Below are 23,880 nucleotides of genomic sequence, written 5' to 3' on the forward strand. Positions count from 1 at the left end.
ATTGCTTACACTTAACCCAAAGGCATTTTACTGGTATCCATATAGAGCACACTCCAGCGCTGGCCATCTAAATCAATAAACCCGCAACCGTACATCCAGCCATCTTTATAAGCGGGTTCGCCATAAACGGAACCTCCGGCTTCAATTACCTTTCTGGCGAGTTCATCTACTTCTTCAGGACTTTCGGCATCGATTGAAAATAAAACTTCTGCACCATTCAGGTGGGCTGGAAGATCCACCCCGGCAAAACCCTCATAAGAAGACCTTTCAAAAAGCATAACTACCAGTTGACCATCACCTACCAGGAAAGAAGCGGAATCATCGCGGACACCATAACTGGAATTGGGTGTAAAGCCAATATGCGTGAAAAAAGCTTTTGATTTATGCACATCTTTAACGGGCAAATTAATCCAGATTGATCTGATCATGGTATTTTGGCTTTAATAAATAATCTAACTGAGATGGAGGAAGCTGTATCATAAATTTGAAATATCATCATGAGCTTGTGGAAGGATTTGTGAAAAATTACCATTAACGGTGTTTCGACAAGATCAACATGATAAATATTAATCTAAATTAATGATTATGATACAGCTTTATTATATTTATTTTTTGGTCGCTTTCTTTTTATATTTTTTGCTCAATTCTTCCGGAGCTACCGTGCAATATGATTTGGTTAAAGCATCTTTTAATGTTTCCGGTTCAATAAATTTAATTTCAAAAATGGTCCAACCTTGTTTACCCCATCCAGCCTGGGCCGGATAAATGGCTGAAGGATCTAAATCAGAAAATTTATTCTGGTCTTTAGGCGTTAACCTGAATACTGCCTTTAAGTTTAAATTATCAATGGTGATAAAAATTTTATCGTCTACTTTGAATGAGTTTTTATTTGCGTTAGGTGCTTCAGCAACATTTTCAAATGATAGCGCAAGATCTCTGAAGGAATCTGGTGTCATATTATTAGGTTTAATTTAATCGATCAATAGAATGGTATTCGGATTTGATTAGGCAAACTTACATCAATTTTGATATTTTCATGGTATATAAAATTCATGTATAGCAGAATGATCTGCTTTTAATCTGTTTAAATCAACTTTTTACATTATACAAAACTTAAAAGGCAAATCTAAATTATAATTGATATAACTTTTGCGGAAATTGTTCGGCATGATTCAGGATCAGGTTTAAAATGTAACTATTTGACTGGTAAACAGCCAGGTCATTTTTAAGCGGATCGATACCATCTGAAAGGAAATTTTTATTTCTGAAATAGCCCATGCCATAAAATTTTCCTTTTTCAATGAGTAAACAACTCATTTCATCTTCTTCTCTGCCTTCATCTACCAAAACAAAACTGGGCTGCAGCTGCTGAATTTCTTCCAGTGCAGTATTTAACTTCTTATTATAAACAGATACAGTTTCTATGCTGCTACAAGCACCAAAACACTGACCATTTTCATGAGCCTTACACCTGCTAGCTGTTTTCTGCAGGTAACAAAGCCGGTCGCAAAGCTGATATTTTTCGATCATCAGGTTCAAAAAATTATAACCATCCAATAAACTGTTAAAACTTTGTATGGCTTTGCGGTTTGGCTGATGTTTGTCAATCCCCAGGCGCAGGTAACCGTTCTGATCTTCGAAAACACATAAATCAAATTTATGCTCATAACGTTTCATGGCCCTGTTATTTTCTGGCCAGAGCCGTTTGATTTCGTTAGCCTCCAGGATTAAAGCCATTAATTCGGTACCACAACGTACATAATCAATGTGGTGAATATTCTTCAGAAAATCCTGCCTTTGCTTATTGGCCTTATTTCCTGAAAAATGACTGGCCACCCGTTTTTTAAGGTCTTTGGCTTTCCCTACATACACAATTTTTCCTTTAGCATCCTTAAAATAATACACACCTGGCTGATTGGGCAAACGTAAAAAAGAGGCTTTATTAAGGTTTGGTGGTAAAATCTGTTCCTTAGATGTTTTTTTAAGCATCTCACCAATCACGCCTTCCTGATCGTGATCCAGAAGCAGGTTAAAAAGAATGCTCGTGGCATCGGCATCACCCGCAGCGCGGTGGCGGTTTTGAATGGGGATATTCAGGCTGCTGCACAGTTTACCTAAGCTGTAAGATGGTTTTCCGGGTATTAGTTTCCGGCTTAACCTTACCGTACATAATTTTCGGCACTGCAAATCAAAACCTGCTTTATCCAAATGATGTTTAAGAAAAGAGTAGTCGAAATTCACATTATGGGCAACAAAAACCTTATCCTGCAACAACTGATAAATTTGCAAGGCAACATCTTCGAAAGCAGGTGCATCAGCCAGCATTTCAGCATCTATTCCCGTTAATGCAGTAATATAATCAGGGATAGGAATGCCAGGATTAATCAGTGTGCTGAATGATTCCACCACCTGATTGCCATCATGAATATTAATGGCAACTTCTGTAATCCCATTTGCTGACGCATGGCCACCAGTGGTTTCAATATCTACAACTGCGTATAACATTTAGGCTTGATTGAAATACAAATTTATACTAAAATAATTAGTATTCCAATGTTTGGGCTTTTTATTGCGCATAAAAAAAGCGGCTACATACTGTATAGCCGCCCGTATTTTATTTTCTGACTGTTAAAGTTTATTTAATAATTTACTCAGATTGGGCTTAATACCAATGGAAATGGGAACAGTATTGAAAGTTCTGTCCTGAATCTTTTTGAATCCATACATATAACCTGCCTCAACAAATAAATTTGCCCCGCCAATATTATATTCAATTCCTGCACCACCTTCGGCAATCCCTAAACTATTTGATCTGTTATTCATTTCTACCTGCAATGTTCCCGCATTCACCGCAGCCTGTGGGGTAAGAATAAAACCTCCGCCGGCACCTGCAAAACCATAAAAAGCCCACTTATCTACAATTTTACGATAACCCAGGGCTATATTTAACAGATAAGTAGTCGACCGGCCTTTCTGGATGGTATAGGTATATCCGGGATCTGGTGTAATCTGATTAAAGGTAAAAGCATGCAAACTCACTTTAGGGTAAAGAAAAAGTCCGCTATCACCCAAACCCAGATTGATCCCCAGTGAGGTGGAAAATTTAGGCTTAAAATAATCTGAGGTCTGTCCCATAGGAAAGGCAAAGCCAATACCACTCATGCTGTAAAGCTTGTCTGGTCTGCCCGTTTGTGCACTCGCATTCATAGATAATGCGGCACACAGCATTATGATCGGTGTTAAAAATCTGATTTTCATATATTAGTTATTTGTTAGTTTATTTACTTTTTGCAACATGTCTGTCATGTTAAACGGTTTTTCCAGGTAATCATCCGGGTGATACTGTTGCGAAGTGATATAATTTTCATCATATCGTGCTGATGCTAATATGACTGGTATGTTTTCAGTTTCCATATTTAAGCGGAGCTCTTTAAATACCGCACGGCCATCCATTCCGTTTAACATGATATCTAATATAATCAGATCGGGCTGGTATTCTTTAATCGTTTTAAATATATACCTGGGTGATAATAAAGGGTAAACATCATATTGTTCTGCCTCTAATGCAAGTTGAAAGACTTCCAAAATATCAGGATCATCATCTACAACTAAAATTCTTTTCAAAATGGGTAATCGGATTAATAAGTAACTGGACTATGCTAATACAATTTTTCGCTAAGAATGTTTTGGCAGGAAAAGAAAATAACAGCCAGGACTATTCCATATTGGGTGGATGAATAACACACAACATTCGGAATGATAAGCAGATTAAATAATCCTATACGAAAATAAATAAAATAACTATATTTAATATATTGAAATACAATATTTTAACTTTAAAATAACCTATATAATCAACAGGCTTTAATCAATTACCTAATCCCATGAAAAACAAAATTAATCTTTTAAATATTTCCATTACCAATAAGGTAATTGAACTTCAGGAGCGCGGATATGACTGTGATTTCCTCTTACTTGCAAACGGAAGCTTACTCTGCATGCAAACCAATACCCATCATACCATTAACAGTGTATCTATCCGAATGCTGGAACATGGCTTCGACTTCTTTGGACAATGTTATAAAAATGTACATTCCATTGAAACCGGAAACGGTGAACGTGGGGTATTGCTTACGGAAACGATCTTATAAACGGTTATGATATCACCTGTCATTATTTCTTACATCAGATCATTCTGCTTCTAACCATTTAATGATAAAAACAAATAAGCATTCCTGTAAGTTTTGACAGATAGGGATTTATTTTGTAGGTGAAATTTTATATCTGTTTATTCTGGTAAAATTATTTTAGCTTTTCAGCTGATATAGAGTTACTTTATCCTATTGTCACAATATTTAAACAATTCAGCACCTCTTTAGAACCTGATTTTATTTCATGTTTAAGTTTTATTAAATATATTTAAGCAAAAATGAAGTATACTTTTATTGCAAGAGGTGAGTAGTTAATTCTACTTATTTTCTGATCAGGAATAATCGCATTATCTCAGTATAAAAAAACATCAGCCGCATCAATTGTGTTAAACCTCTTGGTGTATTTTAATAACACATCCAAAGCGCAGCATCATTACATGAAAGAAATATTTGACCGGCTATCTGACGACTTTAGTAAACTCACTACTCAACGTTACAGTACCAGTTTTTCATTAGGCATTTATTTCCTGGGTAAGGAATTACGTCAGCCCATTTACTCCATTTATGGTTTTGTGCGCCTGGCCGATGAAATAGTAGACAGCTTTCATGATTTTGATAAAAAATATTTGTTGGATAAATTTAAACAGGACACTTTTGAAGCTATCGAGCTGGGAATCAGTTTAAATCCCATTTTAAATGCCTTTCAGAAAGTGGTGAATCAGTATCAGATTGATCATGAATTGATTTCACTCTTTTTAAACAGTATGGAAATGGATCTTCTGGAAAAAACCTATACACCAGAGTTATACGGAACATACATTTTAGGCTCTGCTGAAGTGGTAGGCCTGATGTGCTTAAAGGTTTTTACAAGTGGTGATGAAATAGAATATCAGCAGCTAAAACCTTATGCAATGAAATTAGGCTCTGCATTTCAGAAAGTTAATTTCCTGCGGGATGTGAAAGCTGATTATCAAAGTTTAAACAGATGCTATTTCCCGGATGTAAACCTCAACAAGTTCTGTGACCTTGATAAAAGGGCCATTGAAAAAGAAATAGAAGCAGAATTTGCCAATGCGCTGATTGGAATTAAGATGCTGCCTGCAAATTCCAGAAATGGCGTTTATCTTTCCTACGTCTACTACAAAAAGTTATTTTCTAAAATTAAAGGTTTAAGTGCAGAGAAAATCATGATGGAACGGATCAGAATTTCGAACCATCTTAAAATCGGTTTAATGTTTGATTCCATGATCAGACATAAATTAAATGTGATTTAAAATTCATGAAAGAACAGGTTATTCTTGTCGATGCAAATGATTTTCCGGTAGGGGAAATGGAAAAACTGGAAGCCCATCAGAAAGGTGTACTTCACCGTGCTTTTTCTGTATTTATATTTAATACAAAAGGAGAATTGCTTTTACAGCAGCGTGCCTTAGATAAGTACCATTCCGGAGGTTTATGGACCAATACCTGCTGCAGTCATCCACGGCCGGGTGAAGATAATCTTGATGCTGCCAACCGCCGACTTATGGAAGAAATGGGCCTGAAAGCCAATTTAAATTATGGGTTTAATTTTATTTACCGTGCCGAATTTGAAAGTGGCTTAACAGAGTATGAGCTGGATCATGTTTTTTTTGGACAATCTGACCTGCTTCCGGTGATAAATCAGGATGAGGTGGAAAACTTCAGGTATATTAATTTAGAACTGCTCAAAGAAGAATTGGTTCATCATCCCGACGCTTATACACCCTGGTTAAAAATATGCCTGGATAAGGTCATTGAGCATGTAGCAATAGAATATAAATAAAAACGGGCATACAGCCTAAGCCATATACCCGTATCTAAATTAACGCTCTCGGCAGCAAATATACGTTCAGAATCTGTATAATTCCAAATGATTTAATATTTCTTTTACTTTAAGATTATATAAAAAAATATTAAGATCAAGTTAATATGATATAACCATTTATTAATTAGCGAGTTATTAAATAAATAATAGTCATATTTTTTTTAGCTTAAGCTTCATTTTTTTTATCTTACTCAAAATAAACCCTACCAATTTTTTCATTATGGTTATAAATGGTCTATGACTAGATAATCTCTAAAGCTAAATGAGATTGGAGAAATGAGATCAATTCTCAACTTTTTCAAACTTAAATCTTTTCTTAATGTGATAGTTGAAATATCGCCCTTTAGATGTGGCTGCCTTAAATAATTTAAAAGTTCTTTCCGGAACATCCAGGTACTGATAAACCAATCCTGTTACAAATGTGATGGTGAGTAATTTTAATGCTGGCTGTTAGCTAAAATATTTGATTACGGACGATGGCATTATTAACCTTTTAATTAATCGTTCGCGTGCAGCTCAGATTCCTCTTTAGCTGCCCTTATCTTTTCTTTCTTCAGGTCTATCCTGATGATGTTATATAAACTCATATACACATTAGCGATCCATACAATAGCGAAAAAAGAAACGATATAACCACGCCAGTCTGGATAAATCAAGGTATATTTGGTGATAAAGAGGATGATCAGGGTAACGTAATGACTAAAACAATATTCGCAAGTAAATACATAGAAAAACTTTCTTTTCACCAGGCGATTACAGTTTTTAGAACGGTCAACGCAAAATTCTCTGGCCTCCCGGAATATTTCTTCTTTGGTAACGGTCCAGGCAATACAGGCAACCGGTAAAGCCAGTACGAAAAGGTAATAAATAGGTGATTCCATAAGGGGTAAATAGTTTCGCGGTAAACGATTTCAATAATAATAACCTGAAAATTGATTAAATGTTTAATGCGTGTATTAAACATTTTTATCCCTCCATTGTTAATCAGCTAATCAATATTAAAATATAATGGAAAGATCAGAAATATTAGACCTGCTGGAAGTAATCAATCAACAGGTGAGTTCTTCAGTTTTGGGTGGCCGGGACGACGATTATCAGGAACTGGAAAGTATGGGATTAATTACCATTAACAGGGATGCCGCACAATGGGCAGCAACCATAACACCTGCAGGAATTGCTTATTTGGGACACGATTAACTGGATCCGGGTGTATGAAATTAAACCGATTTATAGATTAAATCTTTTAGATTTGTGCTAAGTTTAGAAATCAGGCAGATCGATAGATGCCGATTCTGCTTACACTTATGAACGATTTTCAACTCCGAACGGTTAATGTAACCAGATACGTTACGCCTCTGCGCGAAGGTGGCTCTATGCCGGCCATTGCTGAGGCAGATGACGGTTTTTTATATGTATTGAAATTTCGTGGTGCCGGACAAGGGCCACGTGCGCTGATTGCAGAACTGATTGGTGGTGAAATAGCCAGAATACTTGGCTTTCGGGTACCAGAACTGGTTTTTGCTCAGCTGGATGAGGCCTTTGGCCGCACAGAACCAGATGAAGAAATTCAGGATTTACTGAAGGCCAGCGTAGGTTTAAACCTGGCCTTACATTACCTCTCAGGTGCCATTACTTTTGATCCAACGGTAACTGTTGTTGATGCTAAGCTGGCTTCTCAAATTGTGTGGCTGGATTGTTTTCTCACGAACATGGACCGGACTTGCCGCAATACCAATATGTTGATGTGGCACAAAGAACTCTGGTTAATTGATCATGGTGCATCTCTATATTTTCACCATTCCTGGCAAAACTGGGAGGAGCAGGCCATCCGGCCGTTTTTCTTAATAAAGGATCATGTGTTGCTTCCATGGGCATCCGAACTGGAACTGGTTGACCAGGAATTTCACGCTATTATTAACGCAGAAAAAATTGCCGCCATCATAGATTTAATTCCTGATGAGTGGCTGGAGGGGGAAAGCAATTTCCCGACTAAAGAGGCCCATAGAAAAGCCTATGCTTATTTCCTGCAAACCCGTCTGAATAATTCGCAAATGTTTTTAAAAGAAGCACAGCATGCCAGAGAGATTCTTATTTGAGTATGCTGTGATCCGTGTGATGCCAAGGGTAGAACGCGAAGAATTTTTGAATGTGGGCGTCATTTTGTTCTGCGCAAAGAAAAAGTTTTTAAAAAGCATCTTTTTTCTGGACGAACTTAAGGTCAGGACATTTTGCAAAAAAATTGACTTTGAAGAATTATCTGCGAACTTAACTGCTTTCGAAAGAATCAGCGTGGGCGCAAAAGGATCAGGTCCAATCGGTGAATATGATCAGGCTTCCAGGTTTCGCTGGTTAACAGCCACCAGAAGTACAGTGGTTCAATGTTCAAAAGTTCATCCTGGCTTTTGTATGGATGCGGAAGAAACCATGATCAGGTTACATCAGGAGCTGGTACTTTAATTTCCGCATTAATAAATCTATTATACCTAAGCACATTCCCTTGTCAAAAGAATATTTCAAAAACCTTCAGGATTTGCTTCATATGGAGCGTGAAGAAGATTTACAATCGTATTTAAAACTTACTCAAAATACCTCAGCTGCAGACCGGAGAGCCCTCGGATTAACCTGGTACCCCATAGCCATCAGGAATACAGAAATTGGAAAAGGTGATTATTTATCAGTAGAACTGGAACGTACCACGCATCAGGAGCTGTCTCATCAGTTCCGGTTTGGTGCTGCCGTGGTTATATTTTCCAATCATGATCCGAAAGCAGACCAGGTGGAAGGCATCGTCACCCATCAAAGCGGGAACAGGATGAAAGTTAGTTTTCGGATAGATGAACTGCCAGACTGGACGAGGGATGGTAAACTGGGTGTTGACTTACTTTTTGATAATAATAGCTATGATGAAATGCAACATGCATTGAAGCAGGCTACAAACCTTACAGATGAAACTGCTGAAAATAAGCTCATTAAAATCATCACGCTTGGTGAAAAACCTTCATTTGAACAGGAAGTAAAATTCACCATTCCAAACTTGCTTAACGCCTCGCAGCAACGTGCTGTACATCAGATTATAGCTGCAGATCACCTGGCTATTGTTCATGGTCCGCCAGGAACAGGCAAAACCACTACCATTGTTCAGGCGATAAAGTCACTTTTCAAACACCATAATCAAAAAATTCTGGTCGTGGCCCCTAGCAATACGGCAGTAGATTTACTGACGGAAAAATTAGTACTTGAGGGTTTACATGTAATCCGCATAGGAAATCCGGCACGGGTTTCAGAAAAACTGCTATCAGCAACTTTAGATCATCAAATGGCGGATCATCCGGAAATGAAAATGATCAAAGCGCTGAAAAAACAGGCCAATGAATATAAGAACATGGCACATAAGTATAAGCGCAGTTTTGGAAAGGCTGAGCGTGACCAACGAAAGGCACTTTTTGATGAAGCGCATAAAATTGGCAGAGAGGTAGAAAAGACCGAAGCCTACATGATGGATCAGCTGTTTAATAAAGCACAAGTCATTACAGCTACATTAGTAGGTGCCCATCACCATACAGTTCGACACCTTAAGTATGGTACCGTGGTGATTGACGAAGCAGGACAAGCACTAGAACCTGCCTGCTGGATTCCGATTTTAAAAGCCAAAAAATTAATTTTAGCAGGAGATCATTTTCAATTACCACCAACCATAAAATCTACAGAGGCAGGAAGAAAAGGATTAAGTAATACTTTGCTGGAGAAAATGGTAAGTCTTCACCCTGAATCTGTTGTGCTTTTAAATGAACAATACCGAATGAACAACAGCATTATGGGTTATTCATCAAAAGTATTTTACGAGGACCGTTTAACTGCACACCCGTCCGTTTCTGGCCAATTGCTTTTTGATGGTGACGAGCCGATAAAATTTATTGATACTGCGGGTTGCAGCTATGACGAAAAGCTGGAAGGCACCAGTACCATCAATCCGGATGAGGCCGCATTTTTGGTCAGACAACTGATTCATCTGCTCAGCCGATTGGAAACTAATTATACTATCCCAGATTTTCCAAGCATTGCGGTCATTTCTCCATACAAACAGCAGATCCAGGTTTTGAAAGAATTACTTTCAACAGAAACATTATTTTTGAAATACCAGCATAAGATTGCGGTGAACACCATTGATAGTTTTCAGGGGCAGGAGCGTGATGTGGTATATATTAGTTTAACCAGGAGCAATACAGCAGGAAGTATCGGCTTTTTAGCTGATACCAGAAGAATGAATGTAGCCATGACGAGGGCTAAAAAGAAATTAATCGTGATTGGCGACAGCTCTACACTGTCGAAGGCTAAATTTTATGCAGATTTTATAAATTATACCGAAAAACGCAATGCTTATTCCAGTGCATGGGAATTTATGGACCTATAAGAAGATTTATGCATAATGTCATTTTTTTATAGTCGTAAATTATTATTTTTGAACTGATTACGCTGGATTTCAATTCATTAGGATTTTATACATTAAGGCAAAGTAAGGTTGATTGTAATCCATTTGAATCCGCGTTCGGGGATTTAAATATCACAGCATCTAAATAATCTGTTTCAATGAATCAAGGCCTGAAAATTTTAATTGTGGATGACAGCGAATTAATGCGAATGGTTATCAAAGGTTTTTTAAAGAAGTTTCTTTCTGGATTCGAAATTTCTGAAACGCCTGATTTATCAGAAACTTTTAACCTCCTTGCCAAAAAGGATTTCGATTTTGTTCTATTAGATATCAACATGCCCAAAGGAGATAGTAATCCGGATACTGTAAGAGAAATTCTGTCCATACAGCAGAATATTAAAGTCTGCATGTTTTCAGGCAATGATAAAAGCACACTCGAACAGGCTTATCGCAATGCCGGTGCTATCGGTTATATCCAAAAAGACAACAATATAGCGACATCACTGAATGAAGTGTTAACCAACAACTTCTAACTTTTGATCTTCCAGTTTTCCTGAAATGGAAGCACCGGCAATCAGCAGTTCATTGGTAATCATTTTGGTATATTCCGTAATTTCAGTTTTAAAATCTTTGACAGATGAGCCGGACCTGATTTCCTCCAGTCTTTTTTCCCACTGACCGGTAAGTTCTGCCTGTGCAATCTGCTTGTCTTTTACTACCTCGTAAACGGCTAATCCTTTGGTAGTAGGGACCAGGTTTCTTTTTTCACGTGTAATATAGGTTCGGGTAATGAGCGTTTCAATAATGGATGCCCGTGTTGCCGGCGTACCTAACCCACTGTCTTTCATCGCATAACGCAGCTCTTCATCCTCAATTTCTTTACCACAGGTCTCCAGCGCTTTAAGCAGAGATGCCTCATTGTACATAGACTTTGGTTTAGTCTGTTTTTCCAGTAAAGATTTTTCAGTGATGGGCAATTCTTCACCTACAGCTACCTTCGGCAGGGCCGCATTATCCTCATCCTTTTTATCATCGTCTGCTTCATTGAAAACAGCACGCCATCCTGCTGAACGTATAACTGTTCCGTTGGCCAGAAAAGTTAATCCAGACTGAATGGTAATTTTAGTAATTTCTTTCAGACACTCCTGGTGAAAGGCCTCAATCATTCTGCCTACCACCATATCATAAACGGCCTGCCTGTCGCTACTTAATCCATAAGCTTCTACACCAGTAGGTAAAACCGCATGGTGATCAGTCACCTTCTTTGCATTTACACTTCGTTTATTGAGTTTAATGGTTTGTAAAAACTGTGCCTGTTTACCAAAATCCGGATGATTGGTGAATTTATCAATTAAATCCGGTACGCCTGCAAATACGTCATCTCCAATATATCTCGAACCAGTACGCGGATAAGAAACCAGTTTGCTTTCATATAAATTTTGTAATATGCCCAGTGTCTGATCGGCAGTATAACCTTTCTTTTTATTGGCTTCCTGTTGTAAACTGCTGAGGTCGTGCAGCAACGGGGGCGGTTCTTTTCTGGGTTTAGCCTCCACAGCCGTAATTCTTCCACCAGCAGGAAAGCCTGAGGGAACATCTTCCACAAGCGAAAATAATTTTTCAGCTTCTTCTTTCTCTTTATAATTGGTGGTTGAAACCGCTTTAAAAACCTGTTCATCCTTCACCAGCAGAATACTGATTTGATAGTAGGTTTGCGGTATAAAGTTTTTAATTTCCAGAAAGCGGGCACAAATCATGGCCAGAGTGGGTGTTTGTACCCTTCCTAAAGATAAAACCGTTCTGTTCCCGGCCGAAATACTGAGCGCCTGCGTGGCGTTCATGCCCACCAGCCAATCTGATTCGGAACGACAGTGTGCAGAATTAAACAATGTGTCATAATCCGTTCCAGGCTTTAAATTCCTGAATCCATCTTTAATGGCTTCATCAGTTTGTGAGGAAATCCAAAGCCTTTTAAAGGGCTTTTTACATTTCAGGTAGTAGTAGATGTAACGGAAAATCAATTCGCCTTCGCGTCCGGCATCCGTTGCCACAATGATCTCAGTGGCCTCATCAAAAAGTTTTTTAATGGTATCCAACTGTTTTCTTACCGCCGGATCTTCTACAAAACCATCTTTGGTTTTGATTTTGCGAATAGCCAGTTTAAATTTTGCCGGTAACATCGGTAAATGCTGCCTTCTCCAGCCAATAAAGCCATAATCCTGCGGTGGGGCCAGTTGTAATAAATGCCCAAAAGCCCAGGTAAAAGAATATCCTTTACCTTCAATGTATCCATCTTTTCTGGTAGTGGCCCCGAAAACTTTAGCAAGTTCACGACCAACAGAGGGCTTTTCTGCAATTACAATCTTCATGAATGGGGCTTATTTTTCAAACCCCAAATATCGCTAAAATAAGTCATCAGCAGCTTAATTTTTTACTCACACTGTAAAGTCTTGTGCACTAAACATTTTGCTGCTTTGCGTGTTAGGCCCATATATTTTTAGTAACAATTGTGAGCCTTATTAATCTTAGCATATGAATGGAAAAACAGTATAACCTATTTAATCATGAAATTCTGGTCCATTTTGAACCAAGGTTAGTCAGGGTATTTAGTGATGCTGCACTTTGGGCATTCCTGGAAAATGATACAGGTACACGATTTGAGATTTTAGTAAAAACCATTAAAGCAGATTACCTGACACATTACGGGGAAGCATTAAAGATCAGCAACGATTCTCTGATTGTAGAGATTCTGGTTCACGTGTATTGTGATTATATTGGTTTAAGATTTAATCGTGTTGTGAAAATTAAATACATTCAAAATCTGGTCAATAAGTTATTGGAACGTGCCGAGGTAGTAGACTGCGGGGAACGGAGTGTAGACAGTAATCGCTGGGTTTGGGATCTGCTTGCACGATATAAAACGGCTTTTATCAAAATACTACCCAAAAACTTAAACAGGAGAAAATTAAAATCTTAACGTATGGCTAAAGTTCTTTTGCCAAATTCACCAGGAAGCCCTTTAGTTTTTCTAAAGAATCAATAATCTTTTGATTTTCCTTCACATCTGATTTATTGTGCTTTAAATGTTCCTTAGCGCCCTTTAAGGTAAAGCCTTTTTCATCCACTAAATTAAAGATGATTTTAAGGTTTTCAATGTCTTCCGGTGTAAAAAGCCGGTTGCCTTTCTTGTTTTTCTTGGGCTGAAGGATATCAAATTCCTTCTCGTAAAAGCGGATTTGAGAGGCGTTAACATTAAACATTTCAGTCACTTCGCCCATCGTATAATACATTTTATTAATGTCTCTTTCTTTGTACGGCATAACTTGTGCTTGATTGTTAAGGGTTTACATCGATTAATTAAAGCTTTCAAATGTAGCTCGATTTTTCCTGATTAACGCAATAAAATTTTAATTTTGTTCCTCCAACATTTAAAATAATGACAGCTAAAGAAATAAGACAAGCCTTCCTTCATTTTTTCGAACAGAAACAACATCATATTGTTCCGTCGGCACCCATAGTGGTTAAAAACGATCCTACCTTAATGTTTACCAACGCCGGGATGAACCAGTTTAAGGATTTGTTTTTGGGTGAGGCTGCCATTAAATATGCAAGAGTTACAGACACACAACGTTGTTTAAGGGTATCAGGAAAGCATAATGATCTGGAAGAAGTAGGGATTGATACCTATCACCACACCATGTTCGAAATGCTGGGCAACTGGAGTTTTGGCGATTATTTTAAAAAGGAAGCCATTGCCTGGAGCTGGGAATTATTAACTGAAGTTTATAAAATACCTAAAGCGCAATTATATGTGACCTATTTTGAAGGTGATGAAAAGGAGGGTTTAGCAAAAGATCAGGAAGCTTACGACCTTTGGAAACAATACGTGGATGAAAGCCATATTTTACCCGGGAATAAGAAAGACAATTTCTGGGAAATGGGTGAAACCGGTCCCTGCGGACCATGTTCTGAAATTCATGTAGACTGCCGTACGGATGAGGAAAAAGCATTGGTCAGTGGCGCTACTTTGGTCAATGCCGATCATCCGCAGGTCATAGAAATCTGGAACAATGTATTCATGCAGTTTAACCGCCTGAAAGACGGTTCGTTGCAAAGCTTACCCGCAAAACATGTTGATACCGGAATGGGTTTCGAACGTTTGGTACGCGTTTTACAACAAAAAAATTCCAATTACGATACGGATGTTTTCCAGCCAATGATTCAGTTTATTGCGGAGAAATCAGGTATTCCATACGGTGCTGATGAAAAAACGGATATCGCCATGCGTGTAATGGCCGATCATATTCGTGCGATCTCATTTGTGATTGCCGATGGTCAGTTGCCATCCAATAACAAAGCGGGTTATGTGATCCGCAGGATTTTACGTCGTGCAGTTCGTTATGCCTATACCTTTTTAAATTTCAAAGAGCCATTTTTGAATCAACTGGTACCTCTGCTGGCTGAACAGTTTAAAGGTGTTTTTGATGAATTGGTTGCACAACAGGATTTTGTGCAAAAAGTGGTTTTGGAAGAAGAAGTTTCTTTTTTGAGAACTTTATCAGCAGGTATAAAAAGATTTATTGAATATATTAATCCCATACAAAAAATGGGTATCGTAAGTTTTCTTGGTCCAAACACTGAAAAATATCCTGTAGATGAAACAAAAGTAAAAAATCATGAATCGAAGGTTATTTCTGGATTATTTGCATTTGAACTTAATGATACTTACGGGTTTCCAATAGATTTAACAGAGCTGATGGCTAGAGAAATAAATTGGAGTGTCGATATGGAAGGCTTTAATAAGTACCTTGGTGAACAAAAAAATCGTTCTCGTGCAGCCACAGCCATTGATGCTGGTGACTGGATAATTGTGAATACCGATGATCAAAGTGAATTTGTGGGTTACGATGAGCTGGAAATTGAAACAGAAATTTTAAAATACCGCAAGGTTAAAGCAAAAGGGAAGGCGCAATACCAGATTGTACTGCGCCAGACACCTTTTTATGCTGAAAGTGGCGGTCAGGTGGGCGATACAGGCCGCTTAGAGGATCACAGCCGCCAATTTTGGGTAGACATTACAGATACTAAAAAAGAAAATGGGTTAACGGTGCATTTTGCAGATATCCTGCCCGATAACCTGGAAGGGAAATTCTGGGCAGTGGTAGATGAAGATAAACGTGTGCTCACTGAAGATAATCACTCCGCAACCCATTTGTTGCATGCGGCTTTAAAGCAGGTTTTAGGTCAGCATGTGAACCAGAAAGGTTCATTGGTGAATGCCGATTACTTACGTTTCGATTTTTCTCATTTTGCTAAAGTAACCGATGAAGAACTGGCGCAGATTGAAGTCATTGTGAACCAGAAGATCCGGGCCAACATCAAACTAAAAGAACAAAGAAACGTACCTTACCAAGATGCTATTGAAAGTGGCGTTACAGCATTATTTGGTGAAAAATATGGTGATTTTGTTAGGATGATTACGTTTGATGACCATTTCTCCAAAGAACTTTGTGGTGGTACCCACGTAAAAGCAACCGGGCAAATCGGTTCATTTAAAATTGTTTCTGAAAGTGCAGTTGCAGCAGGTGTACGCCGGATTGAGGCCATTACTGCCGACAAAGCCGAACAATATTTTTTAGATCAGCGTAAAGAACTTGGCCATTTAAAGGCCTTATTAAATGGTTCAAAGGATTTATCTGCCGCTGTTCAGGCTTTGCTGGATGAAAATGCTAAGCTAAAAAAGGAAATAGAAAAAACCACTTTAGAGCGCGTTGGCAATTTAAAGAATGAAATTGTGCATCATGTGAGGGGCATAAACGGGGTAAACCTGATTGCCCGGCACCTGGATTTACAAAGTGCTGATGCGGTTAAAAATCTCGCCTTCTCACTAAAGGATATGGTTGATAATCTTTATTTGGTATTTACGACCGAAATTGACGGCAAGCCAGGTATTACGGTGATGTTATCTGATGGACTGGTAAAACAAGGCATGAATGCATCCAATATCGTTCGTGAATTAGGAAAGGAAATTCAGGGAGGAGGCGGTGGTCAGCCGTTTTATGCTACTGCCGGTGGTAAAAACCCTGCAGGCTTAGCCTCGGTACTGGAAAAAGCAGAAAGTTTCATCCCACAAGGTTAATTTGCCTGCTGAACGAAGTATAAATTTTAATAAATCCATTTGCTGAAATTGCCTTAACCGATAAAATCGATTGAGGCAATTTTGTGTCTGATATGATTTAAGAGAAAATTAATTCGTTGTTTCTCTTTGCCATGACGCCCCTGAATGAACTACGGGAATAATTTATTAATGATATTTCCGCAAGGCACGAATCGCAATGAAGAGTCCGATCATAGTTAAAAATGCACTTAAGATAAAAGGTGCTCCTGGAAAATAGAGGGGAGTCCCGTCCTGAATAAAATAGACGAAGATATGGCTGGCCAGCCAAGGACCGATAATCGCTGCCAGGCTTTGCAAACTGGTGGTGATTCCCTGAATTTCGCCCTGCGCATTTTCAGGCACCTGGTTAGAAATAATACTTTGCATCGCTGGTCCGCCGATTCCGGCGAGGCAATATGGAATAATAAATAACATCATCATGGTTCCATTTTTGGCAAAAGCAAAACATACGAAACCTACTACATAAAGCATCAACCCAAAATAGATCGCTTTTCTGTTCCCGATTTTTGGAATGATAATCCGGATCAATCCACCCTGAACCAGCGCAACCATTATTCCAACCACTGCCAGCGAATAACCAATCATGGTTGGTGTCCATTGAAATTTTTCAATCACATAATATGACCAGTTTGATTGTACGGAATGACTGGCGATATAAAGAAGTAACAGCGTAGCAAGCAGGCCTAAAATGGCAGGATATTTTGATGCATTGATAAATGAACCTACAGGATTGGCACGTTTCCAAGAAAATTTTCTTCTTTTGTCTTTTGATAAAGATTCAGGCAAGATGAAATAACCATATAACCAGTTGATCAATGACAAGCCTGCCGCAACCATGAAAGGAACGCGTAAACCAAACTGACTAAGCAAACCGCCGCCTACTGATCCCAAAATAAAACCCAGGCCAAATGCCGCACCAACTAAACCAAAATTCTGTGCCTTTTTTTCAGGCGTAGAGATATCGGCAATGTAGGCCATTCCGGTTGTAAAACTCGCTCCGGTAATTCCGGCTATAATTCGTCCAATAAAAAACCAAAAAATAGATGGGGCGAAAGAGAGGAATAAATAATCGATTCCTAAACCAAACAAAGAAAAAAGCAATACAGGCCGCCTGCCATACTGATCACTCAAGCCGCCCAATATGGGAGAAAAGATGAATTGAGGCAGTGCAAAAGCCACCATTAAATAGCCGCCATAATCTGCAGCAACACTTGTACTTCCGCCGGTAAATTCCTTTATTAAATTTGGCAGCACCGGAATAATAATTCCGAATCCTGTACAATCAATCAAAAGCGTAATCATGATGAAGATCATCGCCGATTGTTTCTGCTTAGCCATAAGTTTGCATTATATACAAAAATAGAATTTTGAAGTTAATCTTTTAAGTGTTATCATTTTAATGAGGAAAAATAAATTAAATGGCTTGCATAAAAAAAAAACTTATTTAAATACGACTGTAAGAACACCAAAAAAAACTTTCATCTAAAAACCTTTAGCTACAGCCAAAACTTTTCCACAATGCCTTATTTCGGCATATTTTTGCTAAATTCGCAAGGTTATAAGAATAGCTTTTTGAAACATCGTTTTTGATAACGAGAATAATAATTTATGGCAGAAGATTTAGAAAATCAACAAAACGACAAAATCATCCAGATTAATATAGAGGAGCAGATGAAATCGGCCTACATTGACTATTCAATGTCGGTAATCGTATCAAGGGCTTTGCCTGATGTACGTGATGGATTGAAACCGGTACACCGCCGTGTTTTATATGGCATGCTTGATCTGGGCGTTACCAGTAATAAACCACATAAAAAATCTGCCCGTATTGTTGGTGAAGTGTTAGGTAAGTATCACCCACATGGTGATGCATCCGTATATTTCACCATGGTTCGTATGGCTCAGGACTGGAGTTTGCGTTACCCGATGGTTGACGGACAGGGAAACTTTGGTCACATTGATGGTGACTCACCAGCTGCAATGCGTTATACAGAGGCCCGTTTCTCTAAAATTGCAGAGGAAATGCTAGCTGACATTAATAAAGATACAGTAGATTTCCAGCTGAACTTTGATGATACCTTACAGGAACCAACAGTATTACCTGCTAAAATCCCTAATTTACTGGTAAACGGATCTTCAGGTATTGCAGTAGGTATGGCCACGAACATGGCACCGCATAACTTAACTGAAGTAATAGATGGCGTTGTAGGCTATATTGACAATCATGATATCACGATTGAGGAGTTGATGAAGTTTGTTAAAGCCCCTGATTTTCCTACAGGCGGGATCATTTACGGCTATACCGGGGTAAAGGAAGCTTTTGAAACAGGTCGTGGACGTATCGTGATGCGTGCCAAAGCCGAAATTGAAAGCATTAAAGACCGTGAGGTGATCATCGTAACCGAGATTCCTTACCAGGTAAACAAAGCACAGATGATTGAGCGTACGGCTGAATTGGTTGGCGAGAAAAAACTGGAAGGTATTTCGAACATTAAAGATGAATCCAATAAAGATGGTATCCGGATCGTTTACGAAATTAAACGTGATGCCAATGCTTCAATCGTTTTAAATAACTTATATAAGTATACTGCACTACAAACTTCTTTCAGTGTAAACAACATTGCATTGGTAAAAGGGCGTCCGCAAATGTTAAATCTGAAAGATTTAATTGTACATTTTGTGGATCACAGACACGATGTGATTATTCGCCGTACCAAATATGAATTATCTGAGGCTGAAAAACGGGCACATATTTTAGAAGGTTATTTAATTGCTTTAGATCATTTAGATGAAGTAATTAAATTAATCCGTGCATCAGAAACTCCGGAAGAGGCTCGTTTGGGCTTGATGGAGAAATTTGGTCTAAGTGATCTTCAGGCACGTGCCATTCTGGATATGACGCTTCGTCGTTTAACAGGACTAGAGCGTGATAAAATCAAGGAAGAATATGCAGAATTAATGAAAACCATCGAGTATTTGAAATCTATTCTGGCTGATGAAGGTTTGCGGATGCAGATTATCAAAGATGAGCTGGCAGAAATTCAACAAAAATTTGGCGATGAGCGTAGAACAACGATTGTTCACTCTGCCGAAGATATGAGCATGGAAGATTTCATTGATGATGAAGAGGTAGTCATTACCATATCTCATGAAGGTTATGTAAAACGTACGCCTGCAACTGAATTCAGGGCGCAGGGTAGAGGTGGAAAAGGATCGAAAGGAAGCACATCCAGAAATGAAGATTTTATTGAACATATGCTGGTGGCCACCAACCACAATTACATGTTGTTCTTTACCGAAGCAGGTAGATGTTTCTGGCTGAGGGTTTACGAAATTCCGGAAGGTTCCAGAACCAGTAAGGGAAGGGCGATACAGAATATCATCAACATTCCGAAAGACGAGAAAATCAAGGCTTACATTAAGGTGAAAAACCTGAAGGATCAGGAATACCTGGAGAACAATTTCATTATTATGTGTACTAAAAAAGGTACCATTAAGAAAACTTCTCTTGAAGCTTATTCACGTCCGCGTGTAAATGGTATTAATGCCATCAATATTAATGACGGAGATGTATTATTAGAAGCTTGTTTAACTAACGGACAGAGTGAAATTGTCATGGCTTTACGCTCTGGCAGAGCCATTCGTTTTAATGAAAGTACAGTTCGTCCGATGGGCAGAACAGCAACTGGTGTGCGTGGTGTAAGGCTTGCGCACGATAAAGATGAGGTTGTTGGCATGATTGCTGTAAACAATCCGGAAGTTACGGTGTTAGTAGTATCAGAAAAGGGATATGGAAAACGGACGGACATTGAAGATTACCGCGTAACCAATCGTGGTGGTAAAGGTGTAAAAACGATCAATGTTACCGAGAAAACCGGGCAATTAGTATCCATTAAAGACGTTACAGATAGCGAAGATCTGATGATCATTAACCGTTCAGGTATTGTAATCAGGATCCCTGTTTCAGCATTAAGGGTAATGGGACGTGCCACGCAAGGGGTACGATTAATCTCGCTGAAGGGTGATGATGAGATTGCATCAGTAACAAAGATCGATCATGAAGAGGATGAAGAAGAAACAGTTGATTTAGACAGCGTACTGGTTGTTGATGGTGAAGAACTGGAAGCTGACCCTGCTGCTGAAGAAACGGAAGAGGACGAAGATGATGCCGATGAAACAACAGAAGAATAAGTTTAACTAAAATAAAAATTAGAATAAAAATTATGAAAAGAGTATTTCTAGGTATAATTTTAGCAGGAGCGGTAAGCGCTGCATTTGCTCAGAAAAGTGAGGTTAATGAAGCTAAAAAAGCATGGGGAATTTTTCAGTTAACAACACAAGGTGCAACACCTTTAGATAAAAAACTAGAATCAATTAAAACCGGTCTAGCCCATACAGATAAAGCCATTGCAGATGAAAAGTCTAAAGTAATGCCTGAAGCCTGGACATATCGTGCATTATTTGCTTCTTCAGCTGCCATTTTAGATACCGTGAATGCAGCTAATGCAGACGCGAATTTAAAAATCGCTCAGGATGCATTGGTAGAAGCTAAAAAGCTGGATACCAAAGGCTCAGAAAAAGAAAACATTACACTTGCAGAAACCAATGTGTCAAATGCGGTAAGAAATGCCGGTGTATTGGCATATAATAAAAAAGATTATAAAACGGCTTATGCTAAATTTGTTCAGGCTACTGTAATCAATCCTGCAGATACTTCTATGTACCTGAATGCGGGAATTGCTGCAAGAAATGTGGAAGATTATCCAGGCATGATTCAACAGTTTAAAAAGGTGATCTCTTTAAACTCTCCACAATCTAAAGATTTGTACAATGAATTGGTTGATGTCACGTTAAGAAAACAAAAGGATACTACCGCTGCGCTGGCTTTAATTGCTGAAGCAGTAGCCAAATATCCTGATAATGCTGATTTGATCAAAACCGAAACACAGATTTATATCGACAGGGGAGATGTAGCGAAATCTGAGCAGATGTTAAATACTTTAGCCACAAAAGAACCAAATAATGCCAGCTATCAGGTTTTATTGGGAAATATTTATTTCTCTCAAGCATTGAAACTTCAGGCAGACCGGAATAAAATTGACCAGAAAAAGGTGAAAGAATTTAACGAAATCACCACTAAAATGAATGGCTTACTGGATAAATCATTGCCATTTTATAAAAAGGCCTTGGAAATCGATCCGAAAAATGCTGGTGCTTTAGAAACGTTAAAAACCATTTATGCGTTTAGAAACGATACTAAAAACTATAATGATGTAAAGGCAAAATTAGATGCCTTGCCAAAGCAATAGTTGAAAGCTAAAATTTAAAAAAGAGTCCTGATTTAAGTCGGGACTCTTTTTTTTTGCTTAATTTTACCGAACTAGCATTTTTTATACCTATCAATATTTGATTTACTATGCATAATGGTTTTAAGCTATTCACAGCAATTCTAGTTTCCGCCTCACTACATTCTTTTGCACAGAAAAGTCAGATTCTCATTGCCCGAAATTCGGTTGGGAAACTTCAGGCTTCCATAGCCAATAAGGATGATGAGAAGAAACAACTTTCCATTGTTGCGGAAGGCTTAAAAGCTATTGAATCTGCAGAAAAGGATAATAAAACAAAAAACTGGGCAGAAACCTGGTCACTGAAATCATACCTGACATCTTATGCCGCAATTATTGATACCGATGCTGCCAATTCAGATAAATTTTACGAAGCCGCAAATGCTGCCATTAAACAGGCCAGAGGTTTAGATAAATATGAAGATAATTCTGGTCTGATTAAGGCTTCCAACCACAATATCCTGATCAAAAAACAGGAGCTGGGCAATGCTTCTTATTTCAATAATGATTTTAAGGAAGCTTATGATGATTTAAAAGAGGTTAGCGACAGTTTTCCTGCCGATACTACCTTGGCCTTAAATACAGCCATTTGTGCACTGAATATTCAAAATTATGATGAGGCGATTAACTATTTTAAAAGGGCTAAGGATAACGGCATTCGCAATGCATCAATGTTTCAAAAGCTGGCTCAGTTATATGCATCAAAATACGACAATGAAACAGCCATTAAAACCCTTGAAGAGGGGTTATTGAAAAATCCGTTTCATCATAATCTGACCAATGAGTATATCAATTTGCTTTTAGATACAGAAAATTACGCCAAAGCAACCAGTTTGATTGAAGGCAACCTTAAAGTTGAAAAGGCGAACAAACTGCTTTATTTCTTATATGGATATCTACAACAGGCCGGTGGAAATAATTCGACTGCAATCCTGGCTTATGACAAAGCGCTGGCTACAGATCAAAATTACTTTGATGCTTTGTATCAGTTAAGCCTGGCATATATCAATACGGCTAATGAAACTTTGAAAAAAAGTGACCCTGAAAAAGCAGCTAAATATAATTCATTAATCAACCGTGCACAGTTTGCTTTGCAGCGGGCAAATGAAATTAATCCCAACGATAAAAAAACGGTTCAGCTATTGGCAGATATCTATTCCCGTAAAAAAGATACGGACAAAGTACAGGAACTAAACCGCAAACTTCAGGAATTATAATAGGACTCAAACCGCAAGAAAAGAGGAAGCCTTTAAATACTAACTTAACATAATATTAATTATGAGACTAGTATTATTATTTATTAGATTGTCTGTTCGAACATCATCACTTCTTTAAACTAAACATACTTCAAGGTCTTTTATTAATACTTTAATAATCCTGGATTAATAGATAAAAAGATTTTTTTTATGATCTTTATGATAAACTAAAACCATTTATTATGAAAAAGATCATTTCAATCTGCATGCTGGTATTATGTATGGTTTCCTTAACCACCTACGCTACACCAGAAGTACCAAAACCAGTTAGCACTACTAAAGCTAAAGTAACCACTTACAACATCCGTTTAGGCTACAGAAATCTTGATGGCAGCTTAACCACTTCAGTATCCACAGAATCGCCAGGATTTACTGCTTATAACCAGGAAAGTGGTGATGAGTATTATGGTGAAAATGGACCATCTTCATTCGGCACATTTTTACCTTATCAATTGCCGGGGATAATGACTGGTTTACCTGAGGGAACCTATGAGTTCTCAGCTGAACGTGGCCAAGGAAACTGGACGGGTTATGGATCTGTCACCGTAACCTTATCTCCGGAAATGATTGACGCCGATGGTTATGTAACCGTTTATGTTCCCATTGCCTGGGTAGAATAAAATTCCGTAATTAGTTTATCACTGAGCAGTCTTAATATTTAAAGCTGCTCAGTGA

At 38.3% G+C, this 23,880-nt stretch carries 23 protein-coding genes and 1 pseudogene; 14 read left to right on the forward strand and 10 right to left on the reverse strand.

Going from position 1 to position 23,880, the window contains the following annotated elements; genetic code table 11:
* Positions 1-11: 11 nt before the first annotated feature.
* From OQX64_RS06200 to OQX64_RS06220, 5 genes are all read right to left on the reverse strand, one after another.
* Positions 12-428, reverse strand: coding sequence for a VOC family protein (locus OQX64_RS06200; RefSeq protein ID WP_265818063.1), 417 nt, complete (start codon positions 426-428; stop codon positions 12-14).
* A 177-nt stretch (positions 429-605) separates the two neighbouring features.
* Positions 606-956 carry an MmcQ/YjbR family DNA-binding protein gene (locus OQX64_RS06205; RefSeq protein ID WP_088301694.1) on the reverse strand — a complete coding sequence of 117 codons (351 nt, stop codon included), beginning with the start codon at positions 954-956 and terminating at the stop codon, positions 606-608.
* A gap of 175 nt (positions 957-1,131) precedes the next feature.
* Positions 1,132-2,505, reverse strand: a complete 1,374-nt coding sequence (locus OQX64_RS06210) for an exonuclease domain-containing protein (RefSeq protein ID WP_088301695.1) — start codon at positions 2,503-2,505, stop codon at positions 1,132-1,134.
* Between the two features lie 123 nt (positions 2,506-2,628).
* A complete protein-coding gene (locus OQX64_RS06215; RefSeq protein WP_088301696.1) occupies positions 2,629-3,258 on the reverse strand; it encodes an autotransporter outer membrane beta-barrel domain-containing protein in 630 nt (209 codons plus the stop codon).
* Between the two features lie 3 nt (positions 3,259-3,261).
* A complete protein-coding gene (locus OQX64_RS06220; protein WP_172406519.1) occupies positions 3,262-3,624 on the reverse strand; it encodes a response regulator in 363 nt (120 codons plus the stop codon).
* Positions 3,625-3,884: 260 nt separating this feature from the next.
* Here OQX64_RS06220 and OQX64_RS06225 point away from each other — a divergent pair, with 260 nt between their 5' ends.
* The 3 genes from OQX64_RS06225 (at position 3,885) to idi (ending at position 5,955) form a co-directional block, all read left to right on the forward strand.
* Entirely contained in the window at positions 3,885-4,151 is a 267-nt protein-coding gene (locus tag OQX64_RS06225) for a hypothetical protein (protein ID WP_088301698.1), read from the forward strand.
* A 437-nt stretch (positions 4,152-4,588) separates the two neighbouring features.
* Complete coding sequence (locus OQX64_RS06230; RefSeq protein ID WP_265818064.1) at positions 4,589-5,425, forward strand: phytoene/squalene synthase family protein; 837 nt, start codon at positions 4,589-4,591, stop codon at positions 5,423-5,425.
* A gap of 5 nt (positions 5,426-5,430) precedes the next feature.
* Positions 5,431-5,955, forward strand: a complete 525-nt coding sequence (gene idi / locus OQX64_RS06235) for an isopentenyl-diphosphate Delta-isomerase (protein WP_265818065.1) — start codon at positions 5,431-5,433, stop codon at positions 5,953-5,955.
* Positions 5,956-6,279: 324 nt separating this feature from the next.
* Here the strand turns inward: idi and OQX64_RS22430 are convergent.
* Together OQX64_RS22430 and OQX64_RS06245 are read right to left on the reverse strand one after the other, a co-directional pair.
* A pseudogene (locus tag OQX64_RS22430) lies at positions 6,280-6,432 on the reverse strand (KTSC domain-containing protein); the annotation flags it as partial.
* A 62-nt stretch (positions 6,433-6,494) separates the two neighbouring features.
* The gene (locus tag OQX64_RS06245) at positions 6,495-6,878 is read right to left on the reverse strand and encodes a hypothetical protein (RefSeq protein WP_088301702.1); all 384 of its coding nucleotides are present in this window, start codon (positions 6,876-6,878) and stop codon (positions 6,495-6,497) included.
* 127 nt (positions 6,879-7,005) lie between these two features.
* Between OQX64_RS06245 and OQX64_RS06250 the strand changes: the two genes are divergently transcribed.
* The 5 genes from OQX64_RS06250 to OQX64_RS06270 all read left to right on the forward strand — a co-directional run bounded on the left by OQX64_RS06250 (position 7,006) and on the right by OQX64_RS06270 (position 10,959).
* A complete protein-coding gene (locus OQX64_RS06250) occupies positions 7,006-7,194 on the forward strand; it encodes a hypothetical protein (protein ID WP_265818066.1) in 189 nt (62 codons plus the stop codon).
* 107 nt (positions 7,195-7,301) lie between these two features.
* Complete coding sequence (locus OQX64_RS06255; RefSeq protein WP_265818067.1) at positions 7,302-8,093, forward strand: HipA family kinase; 792 nt, start codon at positions 7,302-7,304, stop codon at positions 8,091-8,093.
* Positions 8,071-8,454, forward strand: a complete 384-nt coding sequence (locus OQX64_RS06260) for a DUF3037 domain-containing protein (protein WP_265818068.1) — start codon at positions 8,071-8,073, stop codon at positions 8,452-8,454. The genes OQX64_RS06255 and OQX64_RS06260 overlap by 23 nt, the downstream gene beginning before the upstream one ends.
* Before the next feature lie 40 nt (positions 8,455-8,494).
* Entirely contained in the window at positions 8,495-10,408 is a 1,914-nt protein-coding gene (locus OQX64_RS06265) for an AAA domain-containing protein (protein WP_322974930.1), read from the forward strand.
* 176 nt (positions 10,409-10,584) lie between these two features.
* Positions 10,585-10,959, forward strand: a complete 375-nt coding sequence (locus OQX64_RS06270; RefSeq protein WP_088301706.1) for a response regulator — start codon at positions 10,585-10,587, stop codon at positions 10,957-10,959.
* Here OQX64_RS06270 and topB read toward each other — a convergent pair.
* Positions 10,942-12,795 carry a DNA topoisomerase III gene (topB, locus tag OQX64_RS06275; protein WP_265818069.1) on the reverse strand — a complete coding sequence of 618 codons (1,854 nt, stop codon included), beginning with the start codon at positions 12,793-12,795 and terminating at the stop codon, positions 10,942-10,944. The genes OQX64_RS06270 and topB overlap by 18 nt on opposite strands.
* 167 nt (positions 12,796-12,962) lie before the next feature.
* On the opposite strand from topB, the gene OQX64_RS06280 reads away from it, so the two are divergent.
* On the forward strand, positions 12,963-13,403 hold the full coding sequence (locus OQX64_RS06280) for a hypothetical protein (protein ID WP_265818070.1): 441 nt from the start codon (positions 12,963-12,965) through the stop codon (positions 13,401-13,403).
* Between the two features lie 7 nt (positions 13,404-13,410).
* Here OQX64_RS06280 and OQX64_RS06285 read toward each other — a convergent pair whose 3' ends face one another.
* A complete protein-coding gene (locus tag OQX64_RS06285; protein ID WP_088301709.1) occupies positions 13,411-13,746 on the reverse strand; it encodes a MerR family transcriptional regulator in 336 nt (111 codons plus the stop codon).
* A gap of 116 nt (positions 13,747-13,862) precedes the next feature.
* Here OQX64_RS06285 and alaS point away from each other — a divergent pair, with 116 nt between their 5' ends.
* Positions 13,863-16,565 carry an alanine--tRNA ligase gene (alaS, locus tag OQX64_RS06290; RefSeq protein ID WP_265818071.1) on the forward strand — a complete coding sequence of 901 codons (2,703 nt, stop codon included), beginning with the start codon at positions 13,863-13,865 and terminating at the stop codon, positions 16,563-16,565.
* Positions 16,566-16,730: 165 nt separating this feature from the next.
* Here alaS and OQX64_RS06295 read toward each other — a convergent pair whose 3' ends face one another.
* On the reverse strand, positions 16,731-17,942 hold the full coding sequence (locus tag OQX64_RS06295) for a TCR/Tet family MFS transporter (RefSeq protein WP_265818072.1): 1,212 nt from the start codon (positions 17,940-17,942) through the stop codon (positions 16,731-16,733).
* A gap of 270 nt (positions 17,943-18,212) precedes the next feature.
* On the opposite strand from OQX64_RS06295, the gene gyrA reads away from it, so the two are divergent.
* The 4 genes from gyrA to OQX64_RS06315 all read left to right on the forward strand — a co-directional run bounded on the left by gyrA (position 18,213) and on the right by OQX64_RS06315 (position 23,825).
* Positions 18,213-20,795: a DNA gyrase subunit A gene (gyrA, locus tag OQX64_RS06300; RefSeq protein ID WP_265818073.1), complete on the forward strand. Its 2,583-nt coding sequence runs from the start codon at positions 18,213-18,215 to the stop codon at positions 20,793-20,795.
* A 32-nt stretch (positions 20,796-20,827) separates the two neighbouring features.
* Positions 20,828-21,913, forward strand: a complete 1,086-nt coding sequence (locus tag OQX64_RS06305) for a tetratricopeptide repeat protein (RefSeq protein WP_088301713.1) — start codon at positions 20,828-20,830, stop codon at positions 21,911-21,913.
* Positions 21,914-22,020: 107 nt separating this feature from the next.
* A complete protein-coding gene (locus tag OQX64_RS06310; protein WP_088301714.1) occupies positions 22,021-23,166 on the forward strand; it encodes a tetratricopeptide repeat protein in 1,146 nt (381 codons plus the stop codon).
* Positions 23,167-23,387: 221 nt separating this feature from the next.
* Positions 23,388-23,825, forward strand: coding sequence for a hypothetical protein (locus OQX64_RS06315; protein ID WP_265818074.1), 438 nt, complete (start codon positions 23,388-23,390; stop codon positions 23,823-23,825).
* Positions 23,826-23,880: the final 55 nt, after the last annotated feature.

The sequence above is a fragment of the Pedobacter sp. GR22-10 genome, assembly GCF_026239715.1.
Taxonomy (GTDB): Bacteria; Bacteroidota; Bacteroidia; order Sphingobacteriales; family Sphingobacteriaceae; genus Pedobacter.

Coding starts and splice junctions, on each gene's coding strand:
- OQX64_RS06210 (WP_088301695.1), bottom strand. CDS start 2,505: ATGTTATACGCAGTTGTAGATATTGAAACCACTGGTGGCCATGCGTCA.
- idi (WP_265818065.1), top strand. CDS start 5,431: ATGAAAGAACAGGTTATTCTTGTCGATGCAAATGATTTTCCGGTAGGG.
- OQX64_RS06305 (WP_088301713.1), top strand. CDS start 20,828: ATGAAAAGAGTATTTCTAGGTATAATTTTAGCAGGAGCGGTAAGCGCT.
- OQX64_RS06285 (WP_088301709.1), bottom strand. CDS start 13,746: ATGCCGTACAAAGAAAGAGACATTAATAAAATGTATTATACGATGGGC.
- OQX64_RS06310 (WP_088301714.1), top strand. CDS start 22,021: ATGCATAATGGTTTTAAGCTATTCACAGCAATTCTAGTTTCCGCCTCA.
- OQX64_RS06295 (WP_265818072.1), bottom strand. CDS start 17,942: ATGGCTAAGCAGAAACAATCGGCGATGATCTTCATCATGATTACGCTT.
- OQX64_RS06225 (WP_088301698.1), top strand. CDS start 3,885: ATGAAAAACAAAATTAATCTTTTAAATATTTCCATTACCAATAAGGTA.
- gyrA (WP_265818073.1), top strand. CDS start 18,213: ATGGCAGAAGATTTAGAAAATCAACAAAACGACAAAATCATCCAGATT.
- OQX64_RS06205 (WP_088301694.1), bottom strand. CDS start 956: ATGACACCAGATTCCTTCAGAGATCTTGCGCTATCATTTGAAAATGTT.
- OQX64_RS06215 (WP_088301696.1), bottom strand. CDS start 3,258: ATGAAAATCAGATTTTTAACACCGATCATAATGCTGTGTGCCGCATTA.
- OQX64_RS06280 (WP_265818070.1), top strand. CDS start 12,963: ATGGAAAAACAGTATAACCTATTTAATCATGAAATTCTGGTCCATTTT.
- OQX64_RS06255 (WP_265818067.1), top strand. CDS start 7,302: ATGAACGATTTTCAACTCCGAACGGTTAATGTAACCAGATACGTTACG.
- alaS (WP_265818071.1), top strand. CDS start 13,863: ATGACAGCTAAAGAAATAAGACAAGCCTTCCTTCATTTTTTCGAACAG.
- OQX64_RS06260 (WP_265818068.1), top strand. CDS start 8,071: ATGCCAGAGAGATTCTTATTTGAGTATGCTGTGATCCGTGTGATGCCA.
- OQX64_RS06245 (WP_088301702.1), bottom strand. CDS start 6,878: ATGGAATCACCTATTTATTACCTTTTCGTACTGGCTTTACCGGTTGCC.
- OQX64_RS06250 (WP_265818066.1), top strand. CDS start 7,006: ATGGAAAGATCAGAAATATTAGACCTGCTGGAAGTAATCAATCAACAG.
- OQX64_RS06270 (WP_088301706.1), top strand. CDS start 10,585: ATGAATCAAGGCCTGAAAATTTTAATTGTGGATGACAGCGAATTAATG.
- OQX64_RS06200 (WP_265818063.1), bottom strand. CDS start 428: ATGATCAGATCAATCTGGATTAATTTGCCCGTTAAAGATGTGCATAAA.
- topB (WP_265818069.1), bottom strand. CDS start 12,795: ATGAAGATTGTAATTGCAGAAAAGCCCTCTGTTGGTCGTGAACTTGCT.
- OQX64_RS06315 (WP_265818074.1), top strand. CDS start 23,388: ATGAAAAAGATCATTTCAATCTGCATGCTGGTATTATGTATGGTTTCC.
- OQX64_RS06230 (WP_265818064.1), top strand. CDS start 4,589: ATGAAAGAAATATTTGACCGGCTATCTGACGACTTTAGTAAACTCACT.